Here is a 20,348-nt window from a genome sequence, read left to right on the forward strand (position 1 = left end):
ATCGTCGAGCGCCGTCAGGTGGTCGGCGCGAAGAACGGGACGTAGCGCTTGGCGAACACCGGCAGCGCTTCGTAGCGCGCCACGCGTGCGGCCAGCGCCGGCGTGTCGGCCAGATCGTGCGGGACCGCGTCGCGCGCATAGGTCGTGCAGCAGGCCAGGGTGATGTCGGCCTGGCTCATCGCGTTGCCGATGAGCCATTCGCGCTCGCCGGCCTCGACACAGGCTTGCTCCAGCACCGCCAGGGCGCCGCGCATCTGCGCATTGCAGCGCTCGACCCACGGCGCGTGGCGCTTGTCCGCGGGGCGGAACACGCGCTCCATCACCTGGTGCAGCGCCTTCTCGACCGCGCCGGTGGCAAAGCCCATCAGGCGCTGGGCCTGGCGGCGTGCCGGGCCGTGCGCGGGCAGCAGGGCGCGCTGCGGCCCGGCGACCTCGTCGAGGTAGTCCAGGATCACCGCCGATTCGGTCAGCGCCTCGCCGTCGTCCAGCACCAGCACCGGGACGCGGCCGAGCGGGCTGTAGGCGCGGATGCGGTCGAAGTCGCGGCCCACCGACCAGTCGCGATGCTCGAAGGGCATGCCCAGCACGTCCATGCTCACCGCCACGCGGCGCACGAACGGCGAGTCGAACATGCCGATCAAGATCATGCCGCCGCCTCGTGCGCGGCGCGCTTGAGCCCCGGGAAGCCGAGCTTCTCGCGCTGCGCGTAGTACGCCTTGGCCACGGCCTGGGCCAGGGCGCGCACGCGCAGGATGTAGCGCTGGCGCTCGGTCACGCTGATGGCGCGGCGCGCGTCGAGCAGGTTGAAGCTGTGGCTGGCCTTGGTCACCTGCTCGTAGGCGGGCAGCGGCAGGCCGGCCTCGACCAGCTTGACCGCCTCGCGCTCGCAGGCGTCGAAGCGGTGGAACAGCTCGGCCACGTCGGCATGCTCGAAGTTGTACGCGCTCTGCTCGACCTCGTTCTGGTGGTAGACATCGCCATAGGTCACCGGCGTGCCGTCCGGGCCGTAGGTCCACACCAGGTCGTAGACGTTGTCGCAGTCCTGCAAGTACATGCACAGACGCTCGAGCCCGTAGGTGATCTCGCCCAGCACCGGGCGGCATTCCAGGCCGCCGGCCTGCTGGAAGTAGGTGAACTGGGTGACTTCCATGCCGTTCAACCACACTTCCCAGCCCAGGCCCCAGGCACCGAGCGTGGGCGATTCCCAGTTGTCCTCGACGAAGCGTAGGTCGTGCACCAGCGGGTCGATGCCCAGCGCCTCGAGCGAATCCAGATACAGCTGCTGCAGGTTGTCCGGGTTGGGCTTCATCGCCACCTGGTACTGGTAGTAGCGCTGCAGGCGGTTGGGGTTCTCGCCGTAGCGGCCGTCGGTGGGGCGGCGCGAGGGCTGTACGTAGGCCGCGTTCCACGGCTCGGGGCCGAGCGCGCGCAGGAAGGTGGCCGGGTGGAAGGTGCCCGCGCCGACTTCCAGGTCCAGCGGCTGGATCAGCACGCAGCCTTGGGCTGCCCAGAACTGGTTGAGGGTCTGGATCAGGCCCTGGAAGGTGATGGGTGTGGCCGTCGTGACAGTCATGCGGCGAAGGGCGGAAAAAGGGGTGGGCTAGTATACGGGCGTGATGCGACCGCTTCTGGCCGCATGGACACGGCCAGGGGGCCGATGCCGCAATGGAACAGACCCAGCGCAGGGCCGATTTCTCGCCGGAGTCCACGGTGCTCGGGTCGGGCCGGCTGGACTTCGCCCAGGTCGCCCGCGCGGTGCTGGCCGACGGCCTGGTCGCCGAGGCCGACCGCGGCCGCATCCAGATGTCCGCCGCCGGCGCGCGCAGCGCCAGCGAGGTGCACCCGCTGGTGCTGCTGGCCAACCTCAAGCTGGCCGCGGCCGCCGGGGGCGAGCTGAGCCTGGAGCGCCTGACCGAATGGCTGGCCCGCCGCGTGGAGGTGCGCTACCTGCGCATCGACCCGACCCGGGTGGACGTGGCCAGCGTCACCGCCGTGGTCAGCCAGGCCTACGCCCGCCGCCACCGCATCCTGCCGCTGGCGGTCGAGCACGACCGCGTGCTGATGGCCACCAGCGAGCCGCTGGACCTGAGCTGGAAGCCCGACCTGACCCACCTGACCCGGCGCCACATCGAGCTGGCGCTGGTCAATCCGCTGGACCTGCACCGCTACACGATGGAGTTCTTCGGCGTGACGCGCTCGGTGCGCGGCGCCAAGGACCAGCGCGATCGCGAGCAGAACGCGTCCATGCCCAGCTTCGAGCAGCTGGTCGACCTGGGCCAGAGCGGCGAGGTCGGCGCCGACGATCACCACGTGGTGCAGATCGTCGACTGGATGCTGCAGTACGCCTACGAGCAGCGCGCCTCGGACATCCATCTGGAGCCGCGCCGCGAGCTGGGCCGCATCCGCTTCCGCATCGACGGGGTGCTGCACAAGGTGTTCGAGCTGCCGCCGCCGGTGATGACCGCGGTGGTCTCGCGCATCAAGGTGCTCGGCCGCATGGACCTGGCCGAACGCCGCCGCCCGCAGGACGGCCGCATCAAGACCCGCTCGCCCGGCGGGCGCGAGGTGGAGATGCGCTTGTCGACCATGCCCACCGCCTTCGGCGAGAAGTGCGTGATGCGCATCTTCGACCCGGACACCGCGTTCAAGCCGATCGCCGAGCTGGGCTTCAGCCCGACCGAGGCCGCCGGCTGGAACGCGCTGGTCGAGGCGCCGCACGGCATCGTGCTGGTGACCGGTCCGACCGGCTCGGGCAAGACCACCACGCTGTATTCGACGCTGCGCAAGCTGGCCACCGCCGACGTCAACGTGTGCACGGTCGAAGACCCCATCGAGATGATCTCGCCCGAGTTCAACCAAATGCAGGTCCAGAACAACATCGACCTGGACTTCGCCTCCGGCGTGCGCACCCTGCTGCGCCAGGACCCGGACATCATCATGATCGGCGAGATCCGCGACCTGGAGACCGCGCAGATGGCGGTGCAGGCCTCGCTGACCGGCCACCTGGTGCTGTCCACCCTGCATACCAACGACGCGCCCTCGGCCATCACCCGCCTGCTGGACCTGGGCGTGGCCCACTACCTGGTCGCCTCGACCCTGAGCGGCGTGCTGGCCCAGCGCCTGGTGCGCACCCTGTGCCCGCACTGCCGCCAGCCCACCACGCTGCCGGCCCATGCCTGGGACGCGCTGCTGGAGACCGGCCGCCAGGTGCCCGAGGACGCCGCGCCCAACGCCCCGGTCGGCTGCCTGGAATGCCGCCGCACCGGCTACATGGGCCGCGTGGGCCTGTACGAGCTGATGCCGCTGACCCCGCAGCTGCGGGCGATGATCCGCGCCGACATGGACCTGGCCGCCTTCACCCGCGCCGCGCGCATCCAGGGCATGCGCACGCTGCGCGACGCAGGCCTTGACATGGTGGCGCGCGGTCTGACGACAATCGAGGAAGTCGTCTCCGTCCTGCCCCCTCGGGAATGAACCCGCCCTTCCTGATCGTCGAAACCGGCCAGCCGCTGCGCAGTCTCAAGCGCCACGGCGGGTTCTCCCACTGGATCCGCGTCGCCGCCGGCCTGGAGGCCGACGAGGCGGTGGTGGCCAATGTCGAGCGCGGCGACGCGCTGCCCGCGCATGGCGACTTCGCCGGGATCATCGTCTCCGGCTCCTCGGCCATGGTCACCGACCGCGCCGACTGGAGCGAGCGCGCCGCCGGCTGGCTGCGCCAGGCCGCGCACGAGGGCCAGCCGCTGCTGGGCATCTGCTACGGCCACCAGCTGCTGGCCCACGCGCTGGGCGGCGAGGTGGCCTACAACCCGGCCGGGCGCGAATCGGGCACGGTGCGCATCGACCTGCATCCGCCGGCCGCGCAGGACCCGCTGTTCGCGCACCTGCCCGAGGGCTTCATGGCCCACACCAGCCATGTGCAGACGGTGCTGCGCGCGCCGGAAGGGGCCACGGTGCTGGCGCGTTCGCAGCGCGACGGCTGCCAGGCCTTCCGCTGGGGCGAGCGCGCCTGGGGCGTGCAGTTCCACCCCGAGTTCGCCACCCACCACATGCGCGGCTACGTGGTCGCCCGCGCCGAGCACCTGCGCAGCACCGGCCAGTGCCCGGTGCGCATCCACCGCGAGGTGACGGCCGCGCCGCAGGCGCGCACACTGTTGCGGCGGTTCGTGCGCCACGCGCGCCAGGCCCGCGCCCGCTGACCCCGGCCAGGCGCGCCGGGCCTTTCCTGTCCTCCCCCCTGCGTTCATTCGGAAGTGTCTCGATGTCGATGATCAACAAGGTGCCCGCGAGCGCCGGCGCGCAATGGCTGCTGGACGGGCTGGCCGCGCTCAAGCGCGCGCCGCTGCAGCTGGGGGCGCTGGGCGCGCTGTGGGCGCTGCTGTCGCTGCTGGTGGCCCAGGTCATGGCGCTGGCCACGGTGCCGGGGCTGTTCCTGCAGCTGCTGCTGGGGCTGGCCTCGCCGGTGCTGTTCGCCGGCATGGTCGGCGCGGCGCGCAAGGTGGCCGGCGCGCAGCCGGTGGTGCCGGGCGACCTGTTCGGCGGGTTCCGCTCCGGCCGCATCTCCAGCCTGGTGGCCACGCTGCTGCCGCAGGTGCTGCTGGCCATCGCCGCCGGCCTGCTGCTGATGGCGCTGCTGGGCACCGAGGGCGTGCAGAAGCTGCAGGAGGTCATCGGCCATCTCGAGCAGCAGGCCGCCAGCGGCGGCGAGCCCGATCCGGCCATGGTGGCGCAGCTGCCGGCCGGGCGCCTGCTGCTGTGGCTGCTGCTGCTGATCGCCGGCGGGCTGGTGGCCAGCCTGCTGGTGTTCGTGGCGGTGCCGGACGTGCTGTTCGGCCAGCGCCGTGGCATGGAGGCGATGTTCAACAGCCTGCGCGCCTGTCTGCACAATCTGCCGGCGGTGGTGGTGTTCTACCTGCTGCTGGTGATCGTGCTGGTGCCGCTGCTGATCGTGGTGCAACTGCTGGGCCTGGCCGTGGCCATGGTCGCCGGCCAGCTGCTGGGCATCCTGCTGACCAATGTGCTGCTGATGGGGGTGATGCTGCCGCTGCTGGCCGGCTGCGTGACCAGCGCCTGGAGCCAGCTGCTGGGCCAGCCTGGCGCCGTCGCGCCGACCGAACCGCTGCCGCCGCCTTCGACCTTCGCGGCCTGATTTGGTCGAAGCGGTTTTCTCTCGATCGAGGGACCGCGGTGCGTGGGGGTTCTTGGCTTCGGAGGGGCAGCGGTCCGGCGGGCGGTGGCCGCTTGTCCCTCAATCAGGGCATCCTGCCCTGATTCGGGCGCTCGGCCTCCTGCCTCGCTAGGCGCGGCCACCGCCCGCCGGACCGCTGCCGCAGGCGTTGCGCTAAGCGGCTTCGGCGCGCAAGAAGTCCTGATCCATCCTCAGCGGGGTCATCGGCCGGGTGCGACCCATGTGGGAGCAACCGTCTCCTGTAGAGCGGAGCTTGCTCCGCTGGAGCCTTCCCCACAAACCGACGAAGCGCAGCGGAGCAAGCTCCGCTCTACCCACAAAGAGCTAGAGCCCGCTGAGCGCGAGCTTCAGGCTTGTGCGGCCTTGCGGGGCAGGACCCAGCGGCAGGCCAGGATGCCGAGCTCGTAGAGCAGGCACATCGGCAGGGCCAGCATCAGCTGGGAGACCACATCGGGCGGGGTGATGATCGCCGCGATGATGAAGACGCCGACGATGGCGTAGCCGCGCGATTCCTTGAGCTGCTGTGGGGTGACCAGCCCCACCGCCACCACGATCACCATCGCCACCGGCAGCTCGAAGCTCAGGCCGAAGGCCAGGAAGATCACCACCACGAAGTCCAGGTACTTGGCCGGGTCCGGCGCCAGGGTCACCACGTCGGGCGTGAACAGCGTCAGCGCATGGAACACCGCCGGCAGCACGGCGAAGTAGGCGAAGGCGCAGCCGGCGAAGAACAGCGCGATCGAGGACACCAGCAGCGGCACCGCCAGGCGCTTCTCGTGCCGGTACAGGCCCGGCGCCACGAAGCACCAGGCCTGGTAGATCAGCCACGGCGAGGACACGAACAGGGCCAGGTAGAAGGCCAGCTTGATCGGCGCGAAGAAGCCCGAGGTCGGGTCGGCGGCGATCATCTTGGCGGCCTGCTCGACCGGCAGCTGCGAGAGCAGGGGGCGCGCCAGGTGCTCGAAGATGCGCTTGGCGAAGGGCATGGCGATCACCAGCACCAGCGCCACGCCGGCCAGGCCCCGGATCAGCCGCGTGCGCAGCTCGAGCAGGTGCTCCATCAGGCTGCTTTCGGCCTCGTGCTCGGAGCGATCAGGCACGGGGGCGTTCATGGCCTGGCTCGGATGCGGCGGGTTCGGCGGCGGTGGACTCGGCGGCGGTGGATTCCACGGGCGCATGCGGCGCGGACGCGGCGGCCACGTCGGCGGCGGTGTCGGCGTTCGCCGCGGCGTCGTGCTCGGTGCCGGTGTCCTTCACTGCGGTGCGCAGCTCGTCGAACTGCTGCTGCGCCTGGGCGCCGCCGCGGCGGGCCTGTTCCTCGGTGCGGCGCAGGGCCTCCTGGGCCTCGTGCAGATTGCGCTTGAGCTCCTCGGCGGCCAGCTCGCGCTCCAGCTCCTGCTTGACCGAGTCCCACTGGTTGCGCGCCCGGCGCACCCACAGCCCGGCGAAGCGGGCCGCCTTGGGCAGGCGCTCGGGGCCGAGCACCACCAGGGCGACCACGGCGATGACGATGAGTTCGGGAAAGCCGATCTCGAACATGACGCGGCCCTCAGCGTCCGCCGGGCCGGCGCGGGCAGGGAGCCAGCACGACCACGCCTGCGATCAGCGGGCGTCGCCGCTGCGTTCGCGCTCGCGCTCCTTGGCGGCGGCCTCGTCGGCGCCACGCGCCTCGTCGGACAGGCGCGCGACCGGCTTGTCCTCGTCGTCGCGCATGCCCTTCTTGAATTCCTTCACCGCGCTGCCCAGGTCCTTGGCCCCGCTGGTCAGCCGCTTGGTGCCGAACACCAGCAGCACGATGGCCAACACGATGATCCAGTGCCAGATGCTCAAACCGCCCATGTCGGACCCGCCGGGTAGAAGTGGACAGTCAGGATAGCCTACGCCGCGCGCGCTTGCGCTGACCGCGGCGACCGCAAGCGCGGTGCCGCGTGCCGGTCCCGTGCGTTCAGTTCAGCTGTTCGGTGCGGATTTCACCTTCGCCCACCGGCTGGAAGCCCTGCTGCGGGGCCGGCTGCGGCTGCGCGGGCTGCGGCTGGGCCGGCTGGCCGGCGCCGATCGGCGCGGTCTGCGCCTCGGGATAGGCCGGCGCGGCCGGCGGTGCGCTGGGCGTGCCGGTGGTCACCACCGGGCGCGCGTCGCCGCCCCGCGCGGCGCGGGCGGCGGCGGTGGCTTCCTCCAGCTCGTCGCGGAAACCCACCACCTGCGCGGAGGGATGAGCGGTGCGCCCCTCGAAGATCGCGCGCGGCGTGGCGCCCGGCCCGTAGGCGGCCACGTTGGCATCGTCGTCGATGGACAGCACGGCCCCGTCCAGCGCGATGCCGGCGAACAGGCCACGGGCGCGCGACCAGGACCAGATCTCGGCCTTGAGCTGGCCGTCGGTGGCGGCCGAGGCGTTGCGCCCGACCGGGCCGGCGGCCACGCCGGCGTCGGCGCCCAGGGTCACCTTGCCGTTGACGATGTTGTTGAGCGAGCGGTCGTTGCGGAACACCAGCACGATGTCCGAGGACTGCACGCCGGCCTGGAAGCCCACGCTGCCGCCGGTGAGCTTGACGAACACCGGCTGCGACCAGGTGCCGTCGGGATTCTTCACCGACATCAGGCCGTGGCCGCTGCGCCCGCCGAACAGCAGGCCGACCTTGAGCGAATCGGGGATGACGATGATCGCCTTGCCCTCGTCCAGCAGCTTGTCGGGGATGGACTCCTCGGGGATGCGCTGGATGTCGGTCAGCACGCGCGTGGCGTTGACGGCGCGGTCGTCCTGTTCGGTGCCGGCGAAGGCCTGCGTGGCGGCGAGGCTGGCCAGCAGCAGCACGCCCAGGCGGGCGAGGCGGCGCGGCGCGAAACGGGACAGGGGCATGCGGGAGGCTCCGGGGGAAGTGGCAGGACAACGCAGCGCGCGCCGACGATGCCATCGGCCGCCATGCAACGCCGCGAGCCTAGTGAGCGGCGAGTGAATCGGCCATGAGCCCGCGCGGCATCTGTCATCATGCCGCCCATGTCCGACGCCCCCCTCGCCACGGCCATGGGCCAGGCCGCTTCCTCCTCGTCCTCCGCCATCGCCGGCACCCTGGTGCTGGCCAATCTGGGCACGCCGACCGCGCCGACCGCGCCGGCGGTGCGCCGCTATCTGGCCGAGTTCCTCAGCGATCCGCGCGTGGTCGCCATTCCGCGCCTGCTGTGGCAGCCGCTGCTGCGCGGGGTGATCCTGCCGCTGCGCGGACCCAAGTCGGCCGAGAAGTACGCCAAGGTCTGGCTGGAAGGCGGCTCGCCGCTGGCGGTGTACACCACCGGCCTGGCCGCGCAGGTGCAGGCCCTGCTGCCGCACTGGCGCGTCGTGCCGGCCATGCGCTACGGCGAGCCCTCGCTGCGCGCGCTGCTGCAGCAGGCCCGGGACGAAGGCGGGCTGGTGCGGATGCTGCCGCTGTATCCGCAGTACTCGACCACCACCACCGCCTCGATGCAGGACGTGGCGCGCGCGGTGAATCCGGCCGCGCCGGACGCACGGCTGCAGTGGGTCGAGGACTATTCGGACGATCCGGACTGGATCGCCACGGTGGCCGAGTCGATCGCGCACTGGCGCGCGCGCCACGGCGCCGGCGCGCATCTGCTGTTCTCCTTCCACGGCCTGCCCCAGCGCGTGGCCAACAACGGCGATCCCTATCCGCAGCGCTGCGAGCGCAGCGCCGCGCTGATTGCCCAGGCGCTGGGCCTGGGCGAGGGGGAGTGGACGCTGACCTATCAGTCGCGCTTCGGCCGCGAACGCTGGCTGGAACCGGCCACCGATACCGAACTGGCCGCCCTGGCCGCGCGCGGAGTGACCCAGGTCGACGTGGTCTGCCCGGGCTTCGCCGTGGATTGCTTGGAGACGCTGGAGGAAGTGGGCATGCAGTTCGCTGAGGGCTTCGCCCATGCCGGCGGCACGCTGCGCTACATCCCCTGTCTCAACGACGCGCCCGCCCATGCGCGCGCGCTGGTGGCGATGCTGGAGCGCCAGTTCGGGCCGATGCGGGTATGAGCCTGCACCCGGTCACGGTGCCGACCCAGGTCGGCGCGCTGGCCGCGCTGCGCGGCGGCGATCCGCACGGGCCCAAGGTCATCGCCCTGCACGGCTGGCTGGACAACGCGGCCAGCTGGCTGCCGTTGTTCGAGCACCTGCCGCAGCCGCTGGACGTGCTGGCGCTGGACCTGCCCGGCCATGGCCACAGTCCGCACCTGCCGCCGGGCGTGGAGTATTCGCCGTTCGTGGCGATCAACGCCGTGCTCGACGCGGCAGATGCGCTGGGCTGGGCGCGCTTCGCGCTGCTCGGGCATTCGATGGGGGCGGGGATCTCCAGCCTGATCGCCGCGGCGTGTCCACGGCGCGTGCGCGCGCTGGTCTGCATCGAGGCGCTGGGCGGACTGGCCGAGGATGCGGCCGAGGCCGGCAGCCGCCTGCGCGATGCCATCGAGCGGGCGCGCCAGCCCGCGCGACGGCCGCTGCGCGTGTTCGCATCGCTGGAGGCGCCGGTGCGCGCGCGCATGCAGGCCAACGGACTGAGCCAGGCCAGCGCGACCCTGCTGGTCGAGCGCGGCGTGCGCGCGGTCGACGCCGGCTGGGTCTGGAGCAGCGATCCGCGCCTGATGCTGCCCTCGCTGTATCGCGCCACGCATGCCCAGGTCGATGCCATCGTCGAATCGATCGACTGCCCGACGCGGGTGATCCTGGCCACGCCCGCCCAGCCCTACTTCCCCGAGCCGATCCGCAGCCAGCGCGCCGCGCGCCTGCGCCACGGCCAGACCTTCGTGCTGCCCGGCCACCACCATGTGCACATGGACGACCCCGCCGCCGTGGCCGCCCTGATCGACAACGCCCTCGGCAGCAACGACTAACCCTGTGGGAGCCGCCATGGCGGCGATGAGGCTCTCCCGGTAAAGCTTCATCGCCGCATTGGCCCAACAGGCCAATGCGGCGGCTCCCGCCTGTAGAGCGGAGCTTGCTCCGCTGGGGCCTTTCCCACGAACTGAACGAAGAGCAGCGGAGTCCCCAAGAGGGGATTGCCACAAGCTCCGCTCTACAGCGGACCGTGGCGAGATTTGAGGAGACAGTTGCTCCCCCCGGCCACGCGCAGACTCCTCGGCCAGGCCCCGGCAGGCGCCACCCGACCCTCGGCGCGACTAAGGGCGCTCGACTTTCAAACGGGCATCGAAGAAGGCGATGGCCTGCCGGATCGCGGTGGCATGCGTGGCCTCCTGCGGTGCGGCCAGGTGCTGGCACAGGGCAATGCGCGCCACGCCCGCACGCGTGCAGCGCCCGAGGAAGTCGTAGTGCCCCACTCGCGGAAGCGTGGTCAGCGTGGCCTGCGGCAGCTGCTCCGCCAGCCAGCGGCCATCGCTGGCGAGCGGTGCGACGGTATCGGCCTCGCCGCCCACGATCGCCACGGGGCGATCCAGCGAGGTCAGGCTGTCCGGCGCCAGCAGCAGCGCGGCGCCCGGTGCCATCAGGAAGGCGGTCTGCAGACCGCTGATCGCATGGTCATCGCCCGAGCGCGCCGCTTCCGCGGCCAGGGGCGCGCGCTTCAGCGCCGCCTCCCGCGCGGCCAGGGTCAGCTCGGGCGCTTCGGCCTGCGGCAGGCAGGCGGCCTCCTGCGGATCGGCATGGCAGCGCGCGATGAGCCGGCCCAGGTCGGCGCGCGCGCCCAGGGCGAGCAGGGCGGTGAAGCCGCCCAGCGAGAAGCCGGCCACGCCCATGTGGCGCGTGTCCAGGTGCGGGCCGAGCACGGGATCGCGCCGCACCAGCGCCAGCGCGGCGCGTAGGTCATCGGCGCGCTCCCAGACCAGAATGCTGCCGGCCACCGTCATCGCATCCACGCCGTTGTTGCCGGGATGATCCACCGCGATCACGACATAGCCGGCGCGCGCCAACGCCGTGCCGAACCACGCCATCATGCGTGCCGAGCCGCCATTGCCATGCGAGAACAGGACGATCGGAAAGCGTCCCGGCGCCACAGGCGCATCACTGGCCGCACGCCCGGATTCGAACAGCGGCGCGCCCGGCGGTCCGATCTGCACCGGTGTTTCCGCCGCATCGGGCACTGCCGGATACCACACGGTGACCCGGACGTCATCGCGGTGGTCGGCATTGCGCAGGGCCGCGCTGGGCACGTGGGCCAGGCGATGGGACTCGCCTGCGGTGCCGGCCGTGGCGCGCGCACCGAGGGCCAGGCTTGCCGTCAGCACGATCAGGGAGGTCAAACGAAGCAAGGTCATCGAGGTGTCCTGCGGATCAGTCGGTCAGGGGCATCCACAGCTCGACATCGCCGATGCCGGTGCGCGTGTCGAAGTCGTCGCTGTACTTCTCGAAATCCGGGGCCTCGGCCACGGGCAAGCCGGAGCGCGGGAGCCAGTCGCCGACGAACACCCGCCAGGTGCGGCGGATCGCCGAGATGTGCCCACGGTGCAGCGCGACCGCGTAGCGGCGCGCGGGCAGCGTCAGGCGCGTGAGGCCGGCTCTCGGATCGCGCGCATCGCGGCGCTCGAACCCGGCCAGATAGTCGAAGCTGCCGTCGGGCGCGCCGTTGCAGAACACGCCGAAGGCGGTGCCCGACGGCGGCTGGGCAAACGGATGGGTATACAGCGCCTGCCACTGCGAGGGGATGCCCTGCGTGGTGCCACCGACGTAGCGCCGGGCGATGCCGACGATGCGCCAGTCGGGGGCGTGGACGACGCGCGGCGTCTCGGGCAGCTCGGCGGGGCCTTCCGCGGTGCGCCAGGGCTCGACCAGGTCGAGGCCTTCGAGCGTGCCGCGTGCGCGCAGCGCGGCCGGCGCCAGGCCGAACTGCTCGCTGAAGGCCCGGGTGAAGGCCTCGTGCGAGCCATAGCCCGACGCCAGCGCGATGGCCAGGATGTCCGGCGCGCCACCGGCGAGCTGGCGCGCGGCTTCGCTGAGTCGCCGCGCGCGCAGGTAGCGCACCACCGAGCAGCCGGTCATCGCCTGGAACAGTCGCGCCAGGTGGAAGGGCGACACGCCGGCGACCGAGGCGATGGTTTCCAGCGAGAGCGCTTCGGTGTAGTGGCTTTCGATGTACCAGAGTGCTTTTTCCGCCGCGACCATCGGTCCCCGTCCCTTGCGAGTGCGGGCAGCTTAGCGAGGCGGCTCGGAGCCGGTTTGATCGTTCTTGCGGTCGGCCGGGGCCGCACCCGCCCTGCGATTGCCTCCCACCTGTAGAGCGGAGCTTGCTCCGCTGAGGCCTTACCCCACGAACCGAACGAAGAGCAGCGGAGTCCCCAAGGCAAGCTCCGCTCTACAGGCAGACCGCTGCGAGATTCGAGGAGACAGTTGCTCCCACCCAGCCACAGCCGGCTCCACCCACGGGTGCCTGTTGCTTCAGGGCTGCAGCAAGGCGCGCAGCTGCGCCTTGAGGCCGCGGCCTTCCTGGTGGAAGTAGGCGCGTTCGGCGCGCCAGTCGGGGAAGCGGCGTTCGACCTCGTCCCAGAACGCCTGCGAGTGGTTGGCCTGGGCCAGGTGGCACAGCTCGTGGACCAGCACGTACTCGAACGCGCTCGGCCGGGCCAGCACCAGCGACAGGTCCAGCGCCATCGTGCCGTCCGGGCTCAGCGAGCCCCACTGCGAGGACATGATCTTCAGCCGCAGCCGCGTCGGCGCGCGCGGCAGGCCGGGCAGGTGGCGCGGCATCCAGCGGGCCACGTCGCCGCGCGCCTGGGCCTCGTAGAACTCGCGCAGCGCGCGCGCCAGGGTGGCCTGCGAGCCGCGCGCCGGCCATTGCACGTGCAGGCCGTCCTCGCGCAGCTCCAGGCGCGCGTAGCGGCCGGGCTGCCAGTGCAGCGGGATCAGCGCGCCGCGCAGCGGCAGGTGCATGCTCTGGCCCGGCTGCAGCGGCTGCACCTCGCAGGCCTGCACGCTGCGGGCCAGCTGCTCGTAGAGCCAGTCGCGATGCAGGTCGAGGAAGCGATCGCCGGCGATGAGGCTGGCGCGCAGCGGCAGGGTCAGGCGCGCGCCGCGTTCGTCCACGCTGAGGCGGATGCGGCGGGCGCGCGGATCGCGCACGCGCTGGATCTGCAGCGGGGCGCCGCCGTCGGCCGCCGGGTACAGCACGGTGTCGCGCTCGACGGTGCGGGTGGGTTTGGCGATGAGCCGGCGCAGCAGCATGGGGGCATTGTACGGACGCGCGTGACGGGTATTCGACCGCCCGCGCGCAGCGGCGCTACTCCACCTTGCTGAACTTCAGCGCGCCTTCCAGGATGAAGAACAGGCGCCGCACCTCGGCGCTCATCAGCGCGAAGCGCGCGTCCAGCTCGGCGCGCAGGTCGTCGATGTTGTCGTCCAGCTGATCGACCGCGCCATCGAGGAACTTGAGCTTGCGGATGATCAGGTCCTCGCCCAGGACGAAGGACACGTGGTCGTCGAGGTTGAGCGCCAGCTTGGTGACCTGCTTGCCGGCCTCCAGGTGCTTGTCGACTTCCTCGCTGCGCAGTTCCTGCTTCTGGCACTTCACCACCGCGCCGCCGTCGATGGGGTCCTTCATCTCGCATTCCTCGCCCAGGCTCAGGCCTTCGGGCAGGGGCTCGCCGGCGATCCAGCCGGTGAGGATCGAGCGCGGCGCGATCTCGGCGTTGATCGGCATGGCCGGGAAGCTGCCCATCACCCCGCGCAGCTCGGACACCACGTTCTCGGCGCTCTTGCGCGAGGACGCGTCCACGGCGATGAAGCCCGAGCGCGCATCGATCAGCGCATCGGTGCGCGAGGGTTTGACGAAGGCGCGCGGCAGCAGCTCGTGCAGCAGGTCGTCCTTGAGCCGCTTGCGGGTCTTGCCGCCGGGGCGGCGCCCCTCCTTGGCCTCGATCTCGTCCAGCTTGCGTGCCAGCAGGTCGTTGACCACCGCGCCGGGCAGCAGCTTGTCCTCGCCGCCGACGCTGACCCAGATCGCGTCGTCGGCGCGGTGGGTGGCGACGTCCTCGGAGCGCCCGAAGGGATTGATGAAGCCGCGCGAGTTCATTTCCAGCGGGCCGACCGGCTTGAGCGGGGCCTGGGCGACCTGGGCGTCGAGTTCGGAGAAATCCAGCGAGGTGGGGAAGCGGAACAGGGTGAGATTGCGAAAGAACATGCAGGGGACCGGATGGGGCGCGCGGCGCGCTGGAAGCGGCGGACAGCGCGGCGAAAGGGATCGGGGATTATCACCGCTGCGGACCGCGCCGACAGCCTTGACACGTCGGCGCGGCGGCAGTGCCGAAAAGATCCTTCAGGGATGGGCGCCGACCAGCTGCACCGCGTCGATCGAACCGGTCGGCGCGCCGGGCGTCACGGTCAGGCGCACCGCGCGGGTCTGGTAGGGCGTGGGCGCGAAGCGCGCCTGGAACCAGGTGATCTGCTGGGCGTCGCGCGGGCTGCGGTCCGGGCCGTTCCAGACCACGTGGCGCGCGCCGGTCTGATCGATCAGTTCGATCCGGCGCAGGCGGCCGGGCAGGCCGACCTGGCGCACGCGCACCGCGCTGGCCGACACGGCGGTGTCGTAGCGCAGCTCCAGCCATTCCGGCGCGCGGCGCTTGCCGGTCGCCTGTTCGGGCGCCCAGCCCTTCTCGGGGTAGCGCACGCTTTCGGCGTCGGGCGCGCCGGTGGCCGCCTCGGGCGTCCAGCGCCCGTCGTGGCCGGCCAGGGCGGTGGCATAGGTCGAGCTGGCCGTGGCGCTGATCGCCCATTGCCCGGCCGGATCGTCCAGATACTGCTGGCCGGCCAGGGCCTGCTCGATCTTGGCCTGGCGCTGGGCCGCCTGGCGCGCGCTCGCCGCCGGCGCGGCCAGGGTCGGGGTCGGCGTGGAGGTCTCGGGCGCGGCCACGGGCGCATCGGCGCCGGCGCGCGCGCAGCCGGCCAGCACGGCCAACGCCGACAGCGCGACCAGCGGCCGCGATGCGTTGTTCAGCCCACGCACCGCCATCAGTCCAGCCCGGGCGTCTCGCCGCGCAGCCAGGCGTGGGCATCGGGCTGCACGGCGCCCTCAGCATGGCCCAGGGCGGCGAAGTCGAACAGCTTGGCATCGGCCAGCTGCGAGGGCCGGATATCGCCCATCGCGCGGGCGATCTGCTCGATCCGGCCGGGGTGTTCCTTCTCCCAGGCCTTGAGCATGTTGCCAACCTGGCGGCGCTGCAGGTTCTCCTGGCTGCCGCACAGGTTGCAGGGAATGATCGGGAACGCCCGGCGTTGCGCGTAGTCGACGATGTCGGCCTCGCGCACATAGGCCAGCGGGCGGATCACCACGTGGCGGCCATCGTCGGACAGCAGCTTGGGCGGCATGCCGGAGAGCTTGGCGTGGTGGAACAGGTTCATGAAGAAGGTGGCCACCATGTCGTCGCGGTGGTGGCCCAGGGCGATCTTGGTGAAGCCGTGCTCGGCCGCGTAGGCGTAGAGCGCGCCGCGGCGCATGCGCGAGCATAGCGAGCACAAGGTCTTGCCCTCGGGCACCACGCGCGTGACCACCGAGTAGGTGTCCTGCTCGATGATGTGGAAGGGCACACCCAGGTCTTTCAGGTAGGCCGGAAGCACGTGCTCCGGGAAGCCCGGCTGCTTCTGGTCCAGGTTGACCGCGACCAGCTCGAAGGGCACCGGCGCCTTGCGCTGCAGCTGCAGCAGGATGTCCAGCAGGGTGTAGCTGTCCTTGCCGCCGGACAGGCACACCATCACCTTGTCGCCGGCCTCGATCATCGCGTAGTCGGCGATGGCCTGGCCGACTACGCGGCGCAGGCGCTTGGCCAGCTTAGTCTGCTCGCGGCGCGCGCGCGCATCGGCGCTGGCCGGCGTGGCCGGCGGCGCGCTGTCGATCAGCTGCAGGGGCAGGGGCGTGGACATGGGGGTTGGGCATTCTAGCCGGCCGCCGCGGTCCCTGCCCGGGCCGGCGCGCGCCGGGCGGTGCCGGGCGGGCCGGTGCGCACCGCCCGTTGCGGTCTTCCGCGTATGCTTGGGCCGTGCACCAGGAGCTCACCAGCGATACGGTCAACCGGCTTGCCGCGCTGCGGCGGGAGCACCGCGATCTGGACGACCATATCAGCCGCAGCATCGCCGAGCTGCACGCCGACGAGCTGACCATCAAGCGCCTGAAGAAGCGCAAGCTGTGGCTGAAGGACTGCATCACCCGCCTGGAAAGCGCGCTGATCCCCGACGAACCGGCTTGAGCCGCAGCGGCGGCTTGTGACCGCCACCGTCACTGGTGCGGTCCCGCACGTGCCCCGCAGGCCGGCGGGAAAACCCCGCATCGGCGCGCAGTTGCGTGTGCTCACCGGGTTTTGGCGGGAATTGGCCCGATGCTTGCTTCACAGTGGGTTACGGCCCTGACTCGTCCGGGCGCTTGGTGTTGTGTGTCCGCCCATGTCTCCGATCGGCTCCGCCGCTTCCGCCATCGCCCTCCCCCCGACCGGGGCAGGGCTGCGCGTGGTGCGGCTCGGGCCCGGCCAGGCCGGGGCGCCGCTGCGGGCGATGCGCCGGCGCCTGGCGGCCGAACAGGGCCGTGAGCCCGAGCCCGACGACGCCCTGGAGGCCAGTGCCACCGTCGTGGCGGTATTCGCCGGCGAGGCCATGGTCGCGGCGGTGCGCGTGCATGCGACTGATACCCCGCAGCTGCGGCGCGAGCTGGGCACGCTGCTGCAGCTGGACCGCTTCAGCGGCATCTGGGCGCCGGAGCACATCGTGGTCGGCTCGCGCCTGCAGGTGCTGGCCGATTTCCGCACCCGCCAGGTCATCGATGCGCTGCTGCGCGAGAGCTATCGGCTGGTGCGCGATTCGGACGTGCGCTTCGGCCTGATCGCCTGCGAGCCGGCGCTGCATGCGCTGTTTGCCTTCTACGGCTTCCGCGAATACCTGCCGCCGGCGATCCTGCCCGGCGATACCGGCGTGCTGCGCATGGCGCTGGTCTGCGAGGACGCCAGCACCTTCATTACCTGCGGCTCGCCGCTGGTGGATCTGGTCCAGCATCCGCAGCTGGGCCTGTCCGCGCGCGCCTGGCTGGAGCAGACCTTCCCCGTGCTGGTCTGAGCGTCGCCGCCGCGCGGGCACGATGCTAAGGTGCCGGCGCCGACGGAGCGCTGGATGTGGTTGGAAAGCAGGAACTCATCGACAAGGCACGCAACCCCTGGTGGCAGGCCGCCGCCGCGGTGGCCTTGCTGGCCCTGGTGCTCACCTTCGTCCTCGGGGGCTTCCGCGACGCCTCGGGCAAGGCGCATCCGCTGCCGCGCAGCGGCCCGGACAAGACGCTGCGCAGCGGGGCGATGGCGGTGACCCCGCGCCAGGCCTGGCTGGCGCACTACCCGCCGGGCGGACGGGTCGATCCGGCCGATCCCCAGGCGCTGTACCTGGTGCTGGAGGCCGACGTCGAGAACCTCACCGAGCGCAGCTTCAACGGCTACGGCTTCCTGCGCGAGGACGTGGTGCTGGTCGATGCGCACGGCGAGCCCACCCGCCCCGAGCTGCTCAAGCGCGCCGACGACCACAGCATCTTGACCGCCCTGCAGCCGCGCCTGCCCCAGCGGGTGGAGCTGGTGTGGCCGCTGCCGGCCGGCGCGACCGTGCCCGCGCAGCCGCTGTTCGGCCTGTTCGCCCGCGACTACGTGGCCAAGGCCTATCTCAACGACGAGGGCGGCTGGATGCAGGGTGCGCCGAAGGCCTTGATGCAGCTGCCCTTGCGCGACCTGCGCGATCGGGTGGTGGCGCCATGAACGCCGGGCCGTGGTCGCTGCCGCGCCTGCGCTGGCGCCCGCTGCTGTGGATCGCGCTGGCGCTGGTGGCGATCGTGGTCCTGCGCAAGCACCAGTCCAGCTACGAGCAGCGCGATGCGCCGCTGCTGCAGCCGGCGCCGGCGAGCGATGCGGTGGGGCGCAACTTCCGGGTCGAGGTCGGCGCGCTCAAGGTCGTCCATGCCTACCTGCTCAACGGCCCCTATCCGGGCGATGAGGCGCTGACCCTGCGCACGCCGGGCATCTGGCTGTCGGTCCTGGCCAAGGTCGAGGCCACCCAGACCCAGGGCATGCTCAACGCCCAGCTGCGCACCCGCAGCGGTCGGGTCTATGTCGCCTCCGGCGCCGAGCGTCCGCGCCTGCCGGCGTTCAACCTCTCCGGGCGCGAGCTGGCCCCGGGCCTGCAGGAGGTCGGCGCCTGGTTCTTCGAACTGCCGCCGGATCAGCTGCAGGGCGCGCACCTGCAGCTGTTCTGGGGCACCAGCCTGCCCGTGGGCGGCGACAGCCTGGTCGATGTCGACCTCGGCCTGGACGCGGCGCGCGCGCGGAGCATGCTCGAAGAGGCCAAGCCCGTCCTGGATCTGCGCCAATGAAGACAACGGTCACGACCGGATGGTGGCGGCGCAACGCCGGCTGGCTGGCCGGCGCGCTGGTGCTGGGTGCCTTGGCGCTGTGGCTGCCCTACCGGCAGGCGCGCCAGGAAGCGCTGACCCTGCATCCGGACATCCCGGTGCGCGCGGCGCCCGGCCAATGGGCGAGCTTCGGCGGGGCGCGCTGGCGGCTGCTGGCGGCCGAGGTGGTGGAACCGGGCGACCGCCGCCTGCGCGGCTGGCTGCGCCAGGATGCGGTGGTCCTGCTGCTGCGCTACGAGGTCGTGCGCGCGCCCGGCGCCGATGTGACGCTGTTCGAGACCTGTCGTGGCGCGGTCACCGATGCGGCCGGGCGGCGCTGGGAGGCTGGCCCGAACGCCCTGCCGCGGCTGGCCGGGCCACGCCTGCCGACCGGCTGCGGGAGCGGCCTGGACGCGAACAGCAACCGGGTGACCATCGCGCCCGGTCAGCCGCTGCTGTTCCAGCACGCCTTCGTGCTGCCGCGCGGGCAGGAGGTGCACGGCCTGCATGCGCGGATCGAGCTGAGTCCGCGGGCCGGTGTCTCCGGCCGTTACCTGGACGTGCCGCTCTAGCGCGCGGCCGGCAGCCGTGCGATGGCGCGGTCGAAGGTGGCCGCTAGCAGCACGGTGCGCAGCACGTCGGTCAGCAGCGAGGTGCGGAACGACAGCGGCGTGGTCAGGAACACCGCGTACAGCTGGCCCTGCACCTGCTGCACGTCCGGCGACTGCGGCCCGATCAGCTGCCGCATCCAGTGCCAGGCCCAGGAGTCGACCCAGGCCAGCAGCTGCCAGCCCACGCACAGGGTCAGCAGCGCCGGCAGGCCCGCGCGCAGCACCAGGCGCAGGCTGTTGACCACCGGCACGCCCTTGCTGGTCCAGCCCTCGCTGACCTTGTCCACCAGCATGCGCAGGCCGAAGTGCAGCCCGCGGTAGCGCTGCACCAGCTGTTCCAGCCGGGTGTCGGCCTGATCCAGGCGCTGGGCCTTCTTCAGGTCGATGCCGTAGATCAGCGCGGTGATCGCCAGCCAGATCAGCGGCAACACCACCGCCCCGGCGGCCGTGGTCGCCACGTCCCACAGCGGGTCCAGCAGGCGCCGGGCCGGCGGCAGCAGCGCGAACAGCGAGGCCGGGCTCTCCCACCAGCGCGTGGCCGCCACATAGACCGCCCGTTCGTGCCACCAGTCCATGGCCAGCCCGTGCAGCTTGCCGATGGCTGCCACGCCGACGAACACCCAGTACGCCTCGCACACGGTCACCAGCAGTTTCCAGCCCCAGCCCTCGCCGGCGGCGGCGCGGCGCTTGGCCGCCCAGCGCAGCAGCCAGGCGATGGCCAGCGCGATCCAGATGCCCTTCAGATGCAGGACGTTGGCCAGGTCCTCCTTGTCCCACACGCTGACCACATAGCCGGTGCGGAAGTCGCGGCGCAGGTTCTCCAGCAGGCCCCAGCCGGCGTAGTAGGCGAAGAACGGCAGCAGCGCCACCGCCAGCGCGCCGCTCCAGTGCGCGCGCGCCGGGTCCAGCTGCGGCGTGGTCGCGCCGCCGGCCAGCATCGGCAGCGAGGGCCGCAGCGACTGGAACATCATGATCGTGCCGGCCAGCTGGGTGACGATCAGCAGCGACAGCGCGGCGAAGGACAGCAGCGCGCTATAGCCGCCCAGCCGCACCGCCAGCTGCATCAGCGCGTCGTAGCACACGCGCATGGCGAAGAACCAGAACAGCAGCGCCGGCCAGTGTTGTACCAGCAGGCGTCCGGCCAGGCGTGGCACCTCCAGCCAGGCCGGCCCGCGGTCGTCGGCGATCTCGGAGCTTGCGGCGGGCTGGGACATCGTGCGGCTGGCC

The 20,348-nt window shown here is 71.8% G+C and carries 23 protein-coding genes; 10 read left to right on the forward strand and 13 right to left on the reverse strand.

Annotated elements, in window-relative coordinates:
* Positions 1 to 14: 14 nt before the first annotated feature.
* The gene (locus EAT51_RS05405; RefSeq protein ID WP_130514821.1) at positions 15 to 647 is read right to left on the reverse strand and encodes a glutathione S-transferase family protein; all 633 of its coding nucleotides are present in this window, start codon (positions 645 to 647) and stop codon (positions 15 to 17) included.
* Positions 644 to 1,573 carry a glycine--tRNA ligase subunit alpha gene (gene glyQ, locus EAT51_RS05410; protein WP_130514823.1) on the reverse strand — a complete coding sequence of 310 codons (930 nt, stop codon included), beginning with the start codon at positions 1,571 to 1,573 and terminating at the stop codon, positions 644 to 646. The genes EAT51_RS05405 and glyQ overlap by 4 nt, the downstream gene beginning before the upstream one ends.
* Positions 1,574 to 1,665: 92 nt before the next feature.
* Between glyQ and EAT51_RS05415 the strand changes: the two genes are divergently transcribed.
* The 3 genes from EAT51_RS05415 to EAT51_RS05425 all read left to right on the forward strand — a co-directional run bounded on the left by EAT51_RS05415 (position 1,666) and on the right by EAT51_RS05425 (position 5,146).
* Positions 1,666 to 3,474, forward strand: a complete 1,809-nt coding sequence (locus tag EAT51_RS05415) for a GspE/PulE family protein (protein ID WP_130514825.1) — start codon at positions 1,666 to 1,668, stop codon at positions 3,472 to 3,474.
* Entirely contained in the window at positions 3,471 to 4,196 is a 726-nt protein-coding gene (locus tag EAT51_RS05420) for a glutamine amidotransferase (RefSeq protein ID WP_130514827.1), read from the forward strand. Before EAT51_RS05415 ends, EAT51_RS05420 begins: the two co-directional genes overlap by 4 nt.
* 62 nt (positions 4,197 to 4,258) lie before the next feature.
* Positions 4,259 to 5,146, forward strand: coding sequence for a BPSS1780 family membrane protein (locus EAT51_RS05425; RefSeq protein WP_130514829.1), 888 nt, complete (start codon positions 4,259 to 4,261; stop codon positions 5,144 to 5,146).
* 386 nt (positions 5,147 to 5,532) lie between these two features.
* On the opposite strand, the gene tatC is transcribed toward EAT51_RS05425, so the two are convergent.
* The 4 genes from tatC to EAT51_RS05445 form a co-directional block, all read right to left on the reverse strand.
* Positions 5,533 to 6,297 carry a twin-arginine translocase subunit TatC gene (gene tatC, locus EAT51_RS05430; RefSeq protein WP_130514831.1) on the reverse strand — a complete coding sequence of 255 codons (765 nt, stop codon included), beginning with the start codon at positions 6,295 to 6,297 and terminating at the stop codon, positions 5,533 to 5,535.
* Entirely contained in the window at positions 6,278 to 6,724 is a 447-nt protein-coding gene (tatB, locus tag EAT51_RS20395) for a Sec-independent protein translocase protein TatB (RefSeq protein ID WP_130514833.1), read from the reverse strand. Before tatB ends, tatC begins: the two co-directional genes overlap by 20 nt.
* Before the next feature lie 63 nt (positions 6,725 to 6,787).
* Positions 6,788 to 7,024 carry a Sec-independent protein translocase subunit TatA gene (tatA, locus tag EAT51_RS05440; RefSeq protein WP_130514837.1) on the reverse strand — a complete coding sequence of 79 codons (237 nt, stop codon included), beginning with the start codon at positions 7,022 to 7,024 and terminating at the stop codon, positions 6,788 to 6,790.
* Positions 7,025 to 7,130: 106 nt separating this feature from the next.
* Complete coding sequence (locus EAT51_RS05445; RefSeq protein ID WP_130514839.1) at positions 7,131 to 8,042, reverse strand: lipid-binding SYLF domain-containing protein; 912 nt, start codon at positions 8,040 to 8,042, stop codon at positions 7,131 to 7,133.
* A 165-nt stretch (positions 8,043 to 8,207) separates the two neighbouring features.
* On the opposite strand from EAT51_RS05445, the gene hemH reads away from it, so the two are divergent.
* Both hemH and EAT51_RS05455 read left to right on the forward strand, forming a co-directional pair.
* Positions 8,208 to 9,200: a ferrochelatase gene (gene hemH, locus EAT51_RS05450; protein ID WP_130516137.1), complete on the forward strand. Its 993-nt coding sequence runs from the start codon at positions 8,208 to 8,210 to the stop codon at positions 9,198 to 9,200.
* A complete protein-coding gene (locus EAT51_RS05455; RefSeq protein WP_130514840.1) occupies positions 9,197 to 10,054 on the forward strand; it encodes an alpha/beta fold hydrolase in 858 nt (285 codons plus the stop codon). Before hemH ends, EAT51_RS05455 begins: the two co-directional genes overlap by 4 nt.
* A 285-nt stretch (positions 10,055 to 10,339) precedes the next feature.
* Here EAT51_RS05455 and EAT51_RS05460 read toward each other — a convergent pair whose 3' ends face one another.
* From EAT51_RS05460 to ttcA, 6 genes are all read right to left on the reverse strand, one after another.
* The gene (locus EAT51_RS05460; RefSeq protein WP_130514842.1) at positions 10,340 to 11,431 is read right to left on the reverse strand and encodes an alpha/beta hydrolase family protein; all 1,092 of its coding nucleotides are present in this window, start codon (positions 11,429 to 11,431) and stop codon (positions 10,340 to 10,342) included.
* 16 nt (positions 11,432 to 11,447) lie between these two features.
* A complete protein-coding gene (locus tag EAT51_RS05465) occupies positions 11,448 to 12,275 on the reverse strand; it encodes an AraC family transcriptional regulator (protein WP_130514844.1) in 828 nt (275 codons plus the stop codon).
* A 273-nt stretch (positions 12,276 to 12,548) separates the two neighbouring features.
* Positions 12,549 to 13,331, reverse strand: coding sequence for a M48 family metallopeptidase (locus EAT51_RS05470; RefSeq protein WP_130514846.1), 783 nt, complete (start codon positions 13,329 to 13,331; stop codon positions 12,549 to 12,551).
* A gap of 55 nt (positions 13,332 to 13,386) precedes the next feature.
* Positions 13,387 to 14,286, reverse strand: coding sequence for a recombination-associated protein RdgC (locus EAT51_RS05475; RefSeq protein ID WP_130514848.1), 900 nt, complete (start codon positions 14,284 to 14,286; stop codon positions 13,387 to 13,389).
* A 135-nt stretch (positions 14,287 to 14,421) separates the two neighbouring features.
* Positions 14,422 to 15,114, reverse strand: coding sequence for a hypothetical protein (locus EAT51_RS05480; RefSeq protein ID WP_130514850.1), 693 nt, complete (start codon positions 15,112 to 15,114; stop codon positions 14,422 to 14,424).
* The gene (gene ttcA / locus EAT51_RS05485; RefSeq protein ID WP_130514852.1) at positions 15,114 to 16,022 is read right to left on the reverse strand and encodes a tRNA 2-thiocytidine(32) synthetase TtcA; all 909 of its coding nucleotides are present in this window, start codon (positions 16,020 to 16,022) and stop codon (positions 15,114 to 15,116) included. Before ttcA ends, EAT51_RS05480 begins: the two co-directional genes overlap by 1 nt.
* Before the next feature lie 116 nt (positions 16,023 to 16,138).
* Here ttcA and EAT51_RS05490 point away from each other — a divergent pair, with 116 nt between their 5' ends.
* The 5 genes from EAT51_RS05490 to EAT51_RS05510 all read left to right on the forward strand — a co-directional run bounded on the left by EAT51_RS05490 (position 16,139) and on the right by EAT51_RS05510 (position 19,082).
* Positions 16,139 to 16,345: a YdcH family protein gene (locus EAT51_RS05490; RefSeq protein ID WP_130561378.1), complete on the forward strand. Its 207-nt coding sequence runs from the start codon at positions 16,139 to 16,141 to the stop codon at positions 16,343 to 16,345.
* Between the two features lie 193 nt (positions 16,346 to 16,538).
* A complete protein-coding gene (locus tag EAT51_RS05495; RefSeq protein WP_130514856.1) occupies positions 16,539 to 17,201 on the forward strand; it encodes a hypothetical protein in 663 nt (220 codons plus the stop codon).
* A gap of 56 nt (positions 17,202 to 17,257) precedes the next feature.
* Entirely contained in the window at positions 17,258 to 17,881 is a 624-nt protein-coding gene (locus EAT51_RS05500; protein WP_130514858.1) for a hypothetical protein, read from the forward strand.
* Positions 17,878 to 18,492 (forward strand): hypothetical protein, encoded by a 615-nt coding sequence (locus EAT51_RS05505; protein WP_130514860.1) that lies wholly within the window; start codon positions 17,878 to 17,880, stop codon positions 18,490 to 18,492. Before EAT51_RS05500 ends, EAT51_RS05505 begins: the two co-directional genes overlap by 4 nt.
* On the forward strand, positions 18,489 to 19,082 hold the full coding sequence (locus EAT51_RS05510; protein ID WP_130514862.1) for a hypothetical protein: 594 nt from the start codon (positions 18,489 to 18,491) through the stop codon (positions 19,080 to 19,082). Before EAT51_RS05505 ends, EAT51_RS05510 begins: the two co-directional genes overlap by 4 nt.
* Here the strand turns inward: EAT51_RS05510 and EAT51_RS05515 are convergent.
* Positions 19,079 to 20,335, reverse strand: coding sequence for a hypothetical protein (locus EAT51_RS05515; RefSeq protein ID WP_130514864.1), 1,257 nt, complete (start codon positions 20,333 to 20,335; stop codon positions 19,079 to 19,081). The genes EAT51_RS05510 and EAT51_RS05515 overlap by 4 nt on opposite strands.
* Between the last annotated feature and the right edge of the window lie 13 nt (positions 20,336 to 20,348).

It is taken from the genome of Pseudoxanthomonas winnipegensis, assembly GCF_004283755.1.
Lineage (GTDB): Bacteria > Pseudomonadota > Gammaproteobacteria > Xanthomonadales > Xanthomonadaceae > Pseudoxanthomonas_A > Pseudoxanthomonas_A winnipegensis.

Coding starts and splice junctions, on each gene's coding strand:
- EAT51_RS05405 (WP_130514821.1), bottom strand. CDS start 647: ATGATCTTGATCGGCATGTTCGACTCGCCGTTCGTGCGCCGCGTGGCG.
- glyQ (WP_130514823.1), bottom strand. CDS start 1,573: ATGACTGTCACGACGGCCACACCCATCACCTTCCAGGGCCTGATCCAG.
- EAT51_RS05415 (WP_130514825.1), top strand. CDS start 1,666: ATGGAACAGACCCAGCGCAGGGCCGATTTCTCGCCGGAGTCCACGGTG.
- EAT51_RS05420 (WP_130514827.1), top strand. CDS start 3,471: ATGAACCCGCCCTTCCTGATCGTCGAAACCGGCCAGCCGCTGCGCAGT.
- EAT51_RS05425 (WP_130514829.1), top strand. CDS start 4,259: ATGTCGATGATCAACAAGGTGCCCGCGAGCGCCGGCGCGCAATGGCTG.
- tatC (WP_130514831.1), bottom strand. CDS start 6,297: ATGAACGCCCCCGTGCCTGATCGCTCCGAGCACGAGGCCGAAAGCAGC.
- tatB (WP_130514833.1), bottom strand. CDS start 6,724: ATGTTCGAGATCGGCTTTCCCGAACTCATCGTCATCGCCGTGGTCGCC.
- tatA (WP_130514837.1), bottom strand. CDS start 7,024: ATGGGCGGTTTGAGCATCTGGCACTGGATCATCGTGTTGGCCATCGTG.
- EAT51_RS05445 (WP_130514839.1), bottom strand. CDS start 8,042: ATGCCCCTGTCCCGTTTCGCGCCGCGCCGCCTCGCCCGCCTGGGCGTG.
- hemH (WP_130516137.1), top strand. CDS start 8,208: ATGGGCCAGGCCGCTTCCTCCTCGTCCTCCGCCATCGCCGGCACCCTG.
- EAT51_RS05455 (WP_130514840.1), top strand. CDS start 9,197: ATGAGCCTGCACCCGGTCACGGTGCCGACCCAGGTCGGCGCGCTGGCC.
- EAT51_RS05460 (WP_130514842.1), bottom strand. CDS start 11,431: ATGACCTTGCTTCGTTTGACCTCCCTGATCGTGCTGACGGCAAGCCTG.
- EAT51_RS05465 (WP_130514844.1), bottom strand. CDS start 12,275: ATGGTCGCGGCGGAAAAAGCACTCTGGTACATCGAAAGCCACTACACC.
- EAT51_RS05470 (WP_130514846.1), bottom strand. CDS start 13,331: ATGCTGCTGCGCCGGCTCATCGCCAAACCCACCCGCACCGTCGAGCGC.
- EAT51_RS05475 (WP_130514848.1), bottom strand. CDS start 14,286: ATGTTCTTTCGCAATCTCACCCTGTTCCGCTTCCCCACCTCGCTGGAT.
- EAT51_RS05480 (WP_130514850.1), bottom strand. CDS start 15,114: ATGGCGGTGCGTGGGCTGAACAACGCATCGCGGCCGCTGGTCGCGCTG.
- ttcA (WP_130514852.1), bottom strand. CDS start 16,022: ATGTCCACGCCCCTGCCCCTGCAGCTGATCGACAGCGCGCCGCCGGCC.
- EAT51_RS05495 (WP_130514856.1), top strand. CDS start 16,539: ATGTCTCCGATCGGCTCCGCCGCTTCCGCCATCGCCCTCCCCCCGACC.
- EAT51_RS05505 (WP_130514860.1), top strand. CDS start 17,878: ATGAACGCCGGGCCGTGGTCGCTGCCGCGCCTGCGCTGGCGCCCGCTG.
- EAT51_RS05510 (WP_130514862.1), top strand. CDS start 18,489: ATGAAGACAACGGTCACGACCGGATGGTGGCGGCGCAACGCCGGCTGG.
- EAT51_RS05515 (WP_130514864.1), bottom strand. CDS start 20,335: ATGTCCCAGCCCGCCGCAAGCTCCGAGATCGCCGACGACCGCGGGCCG.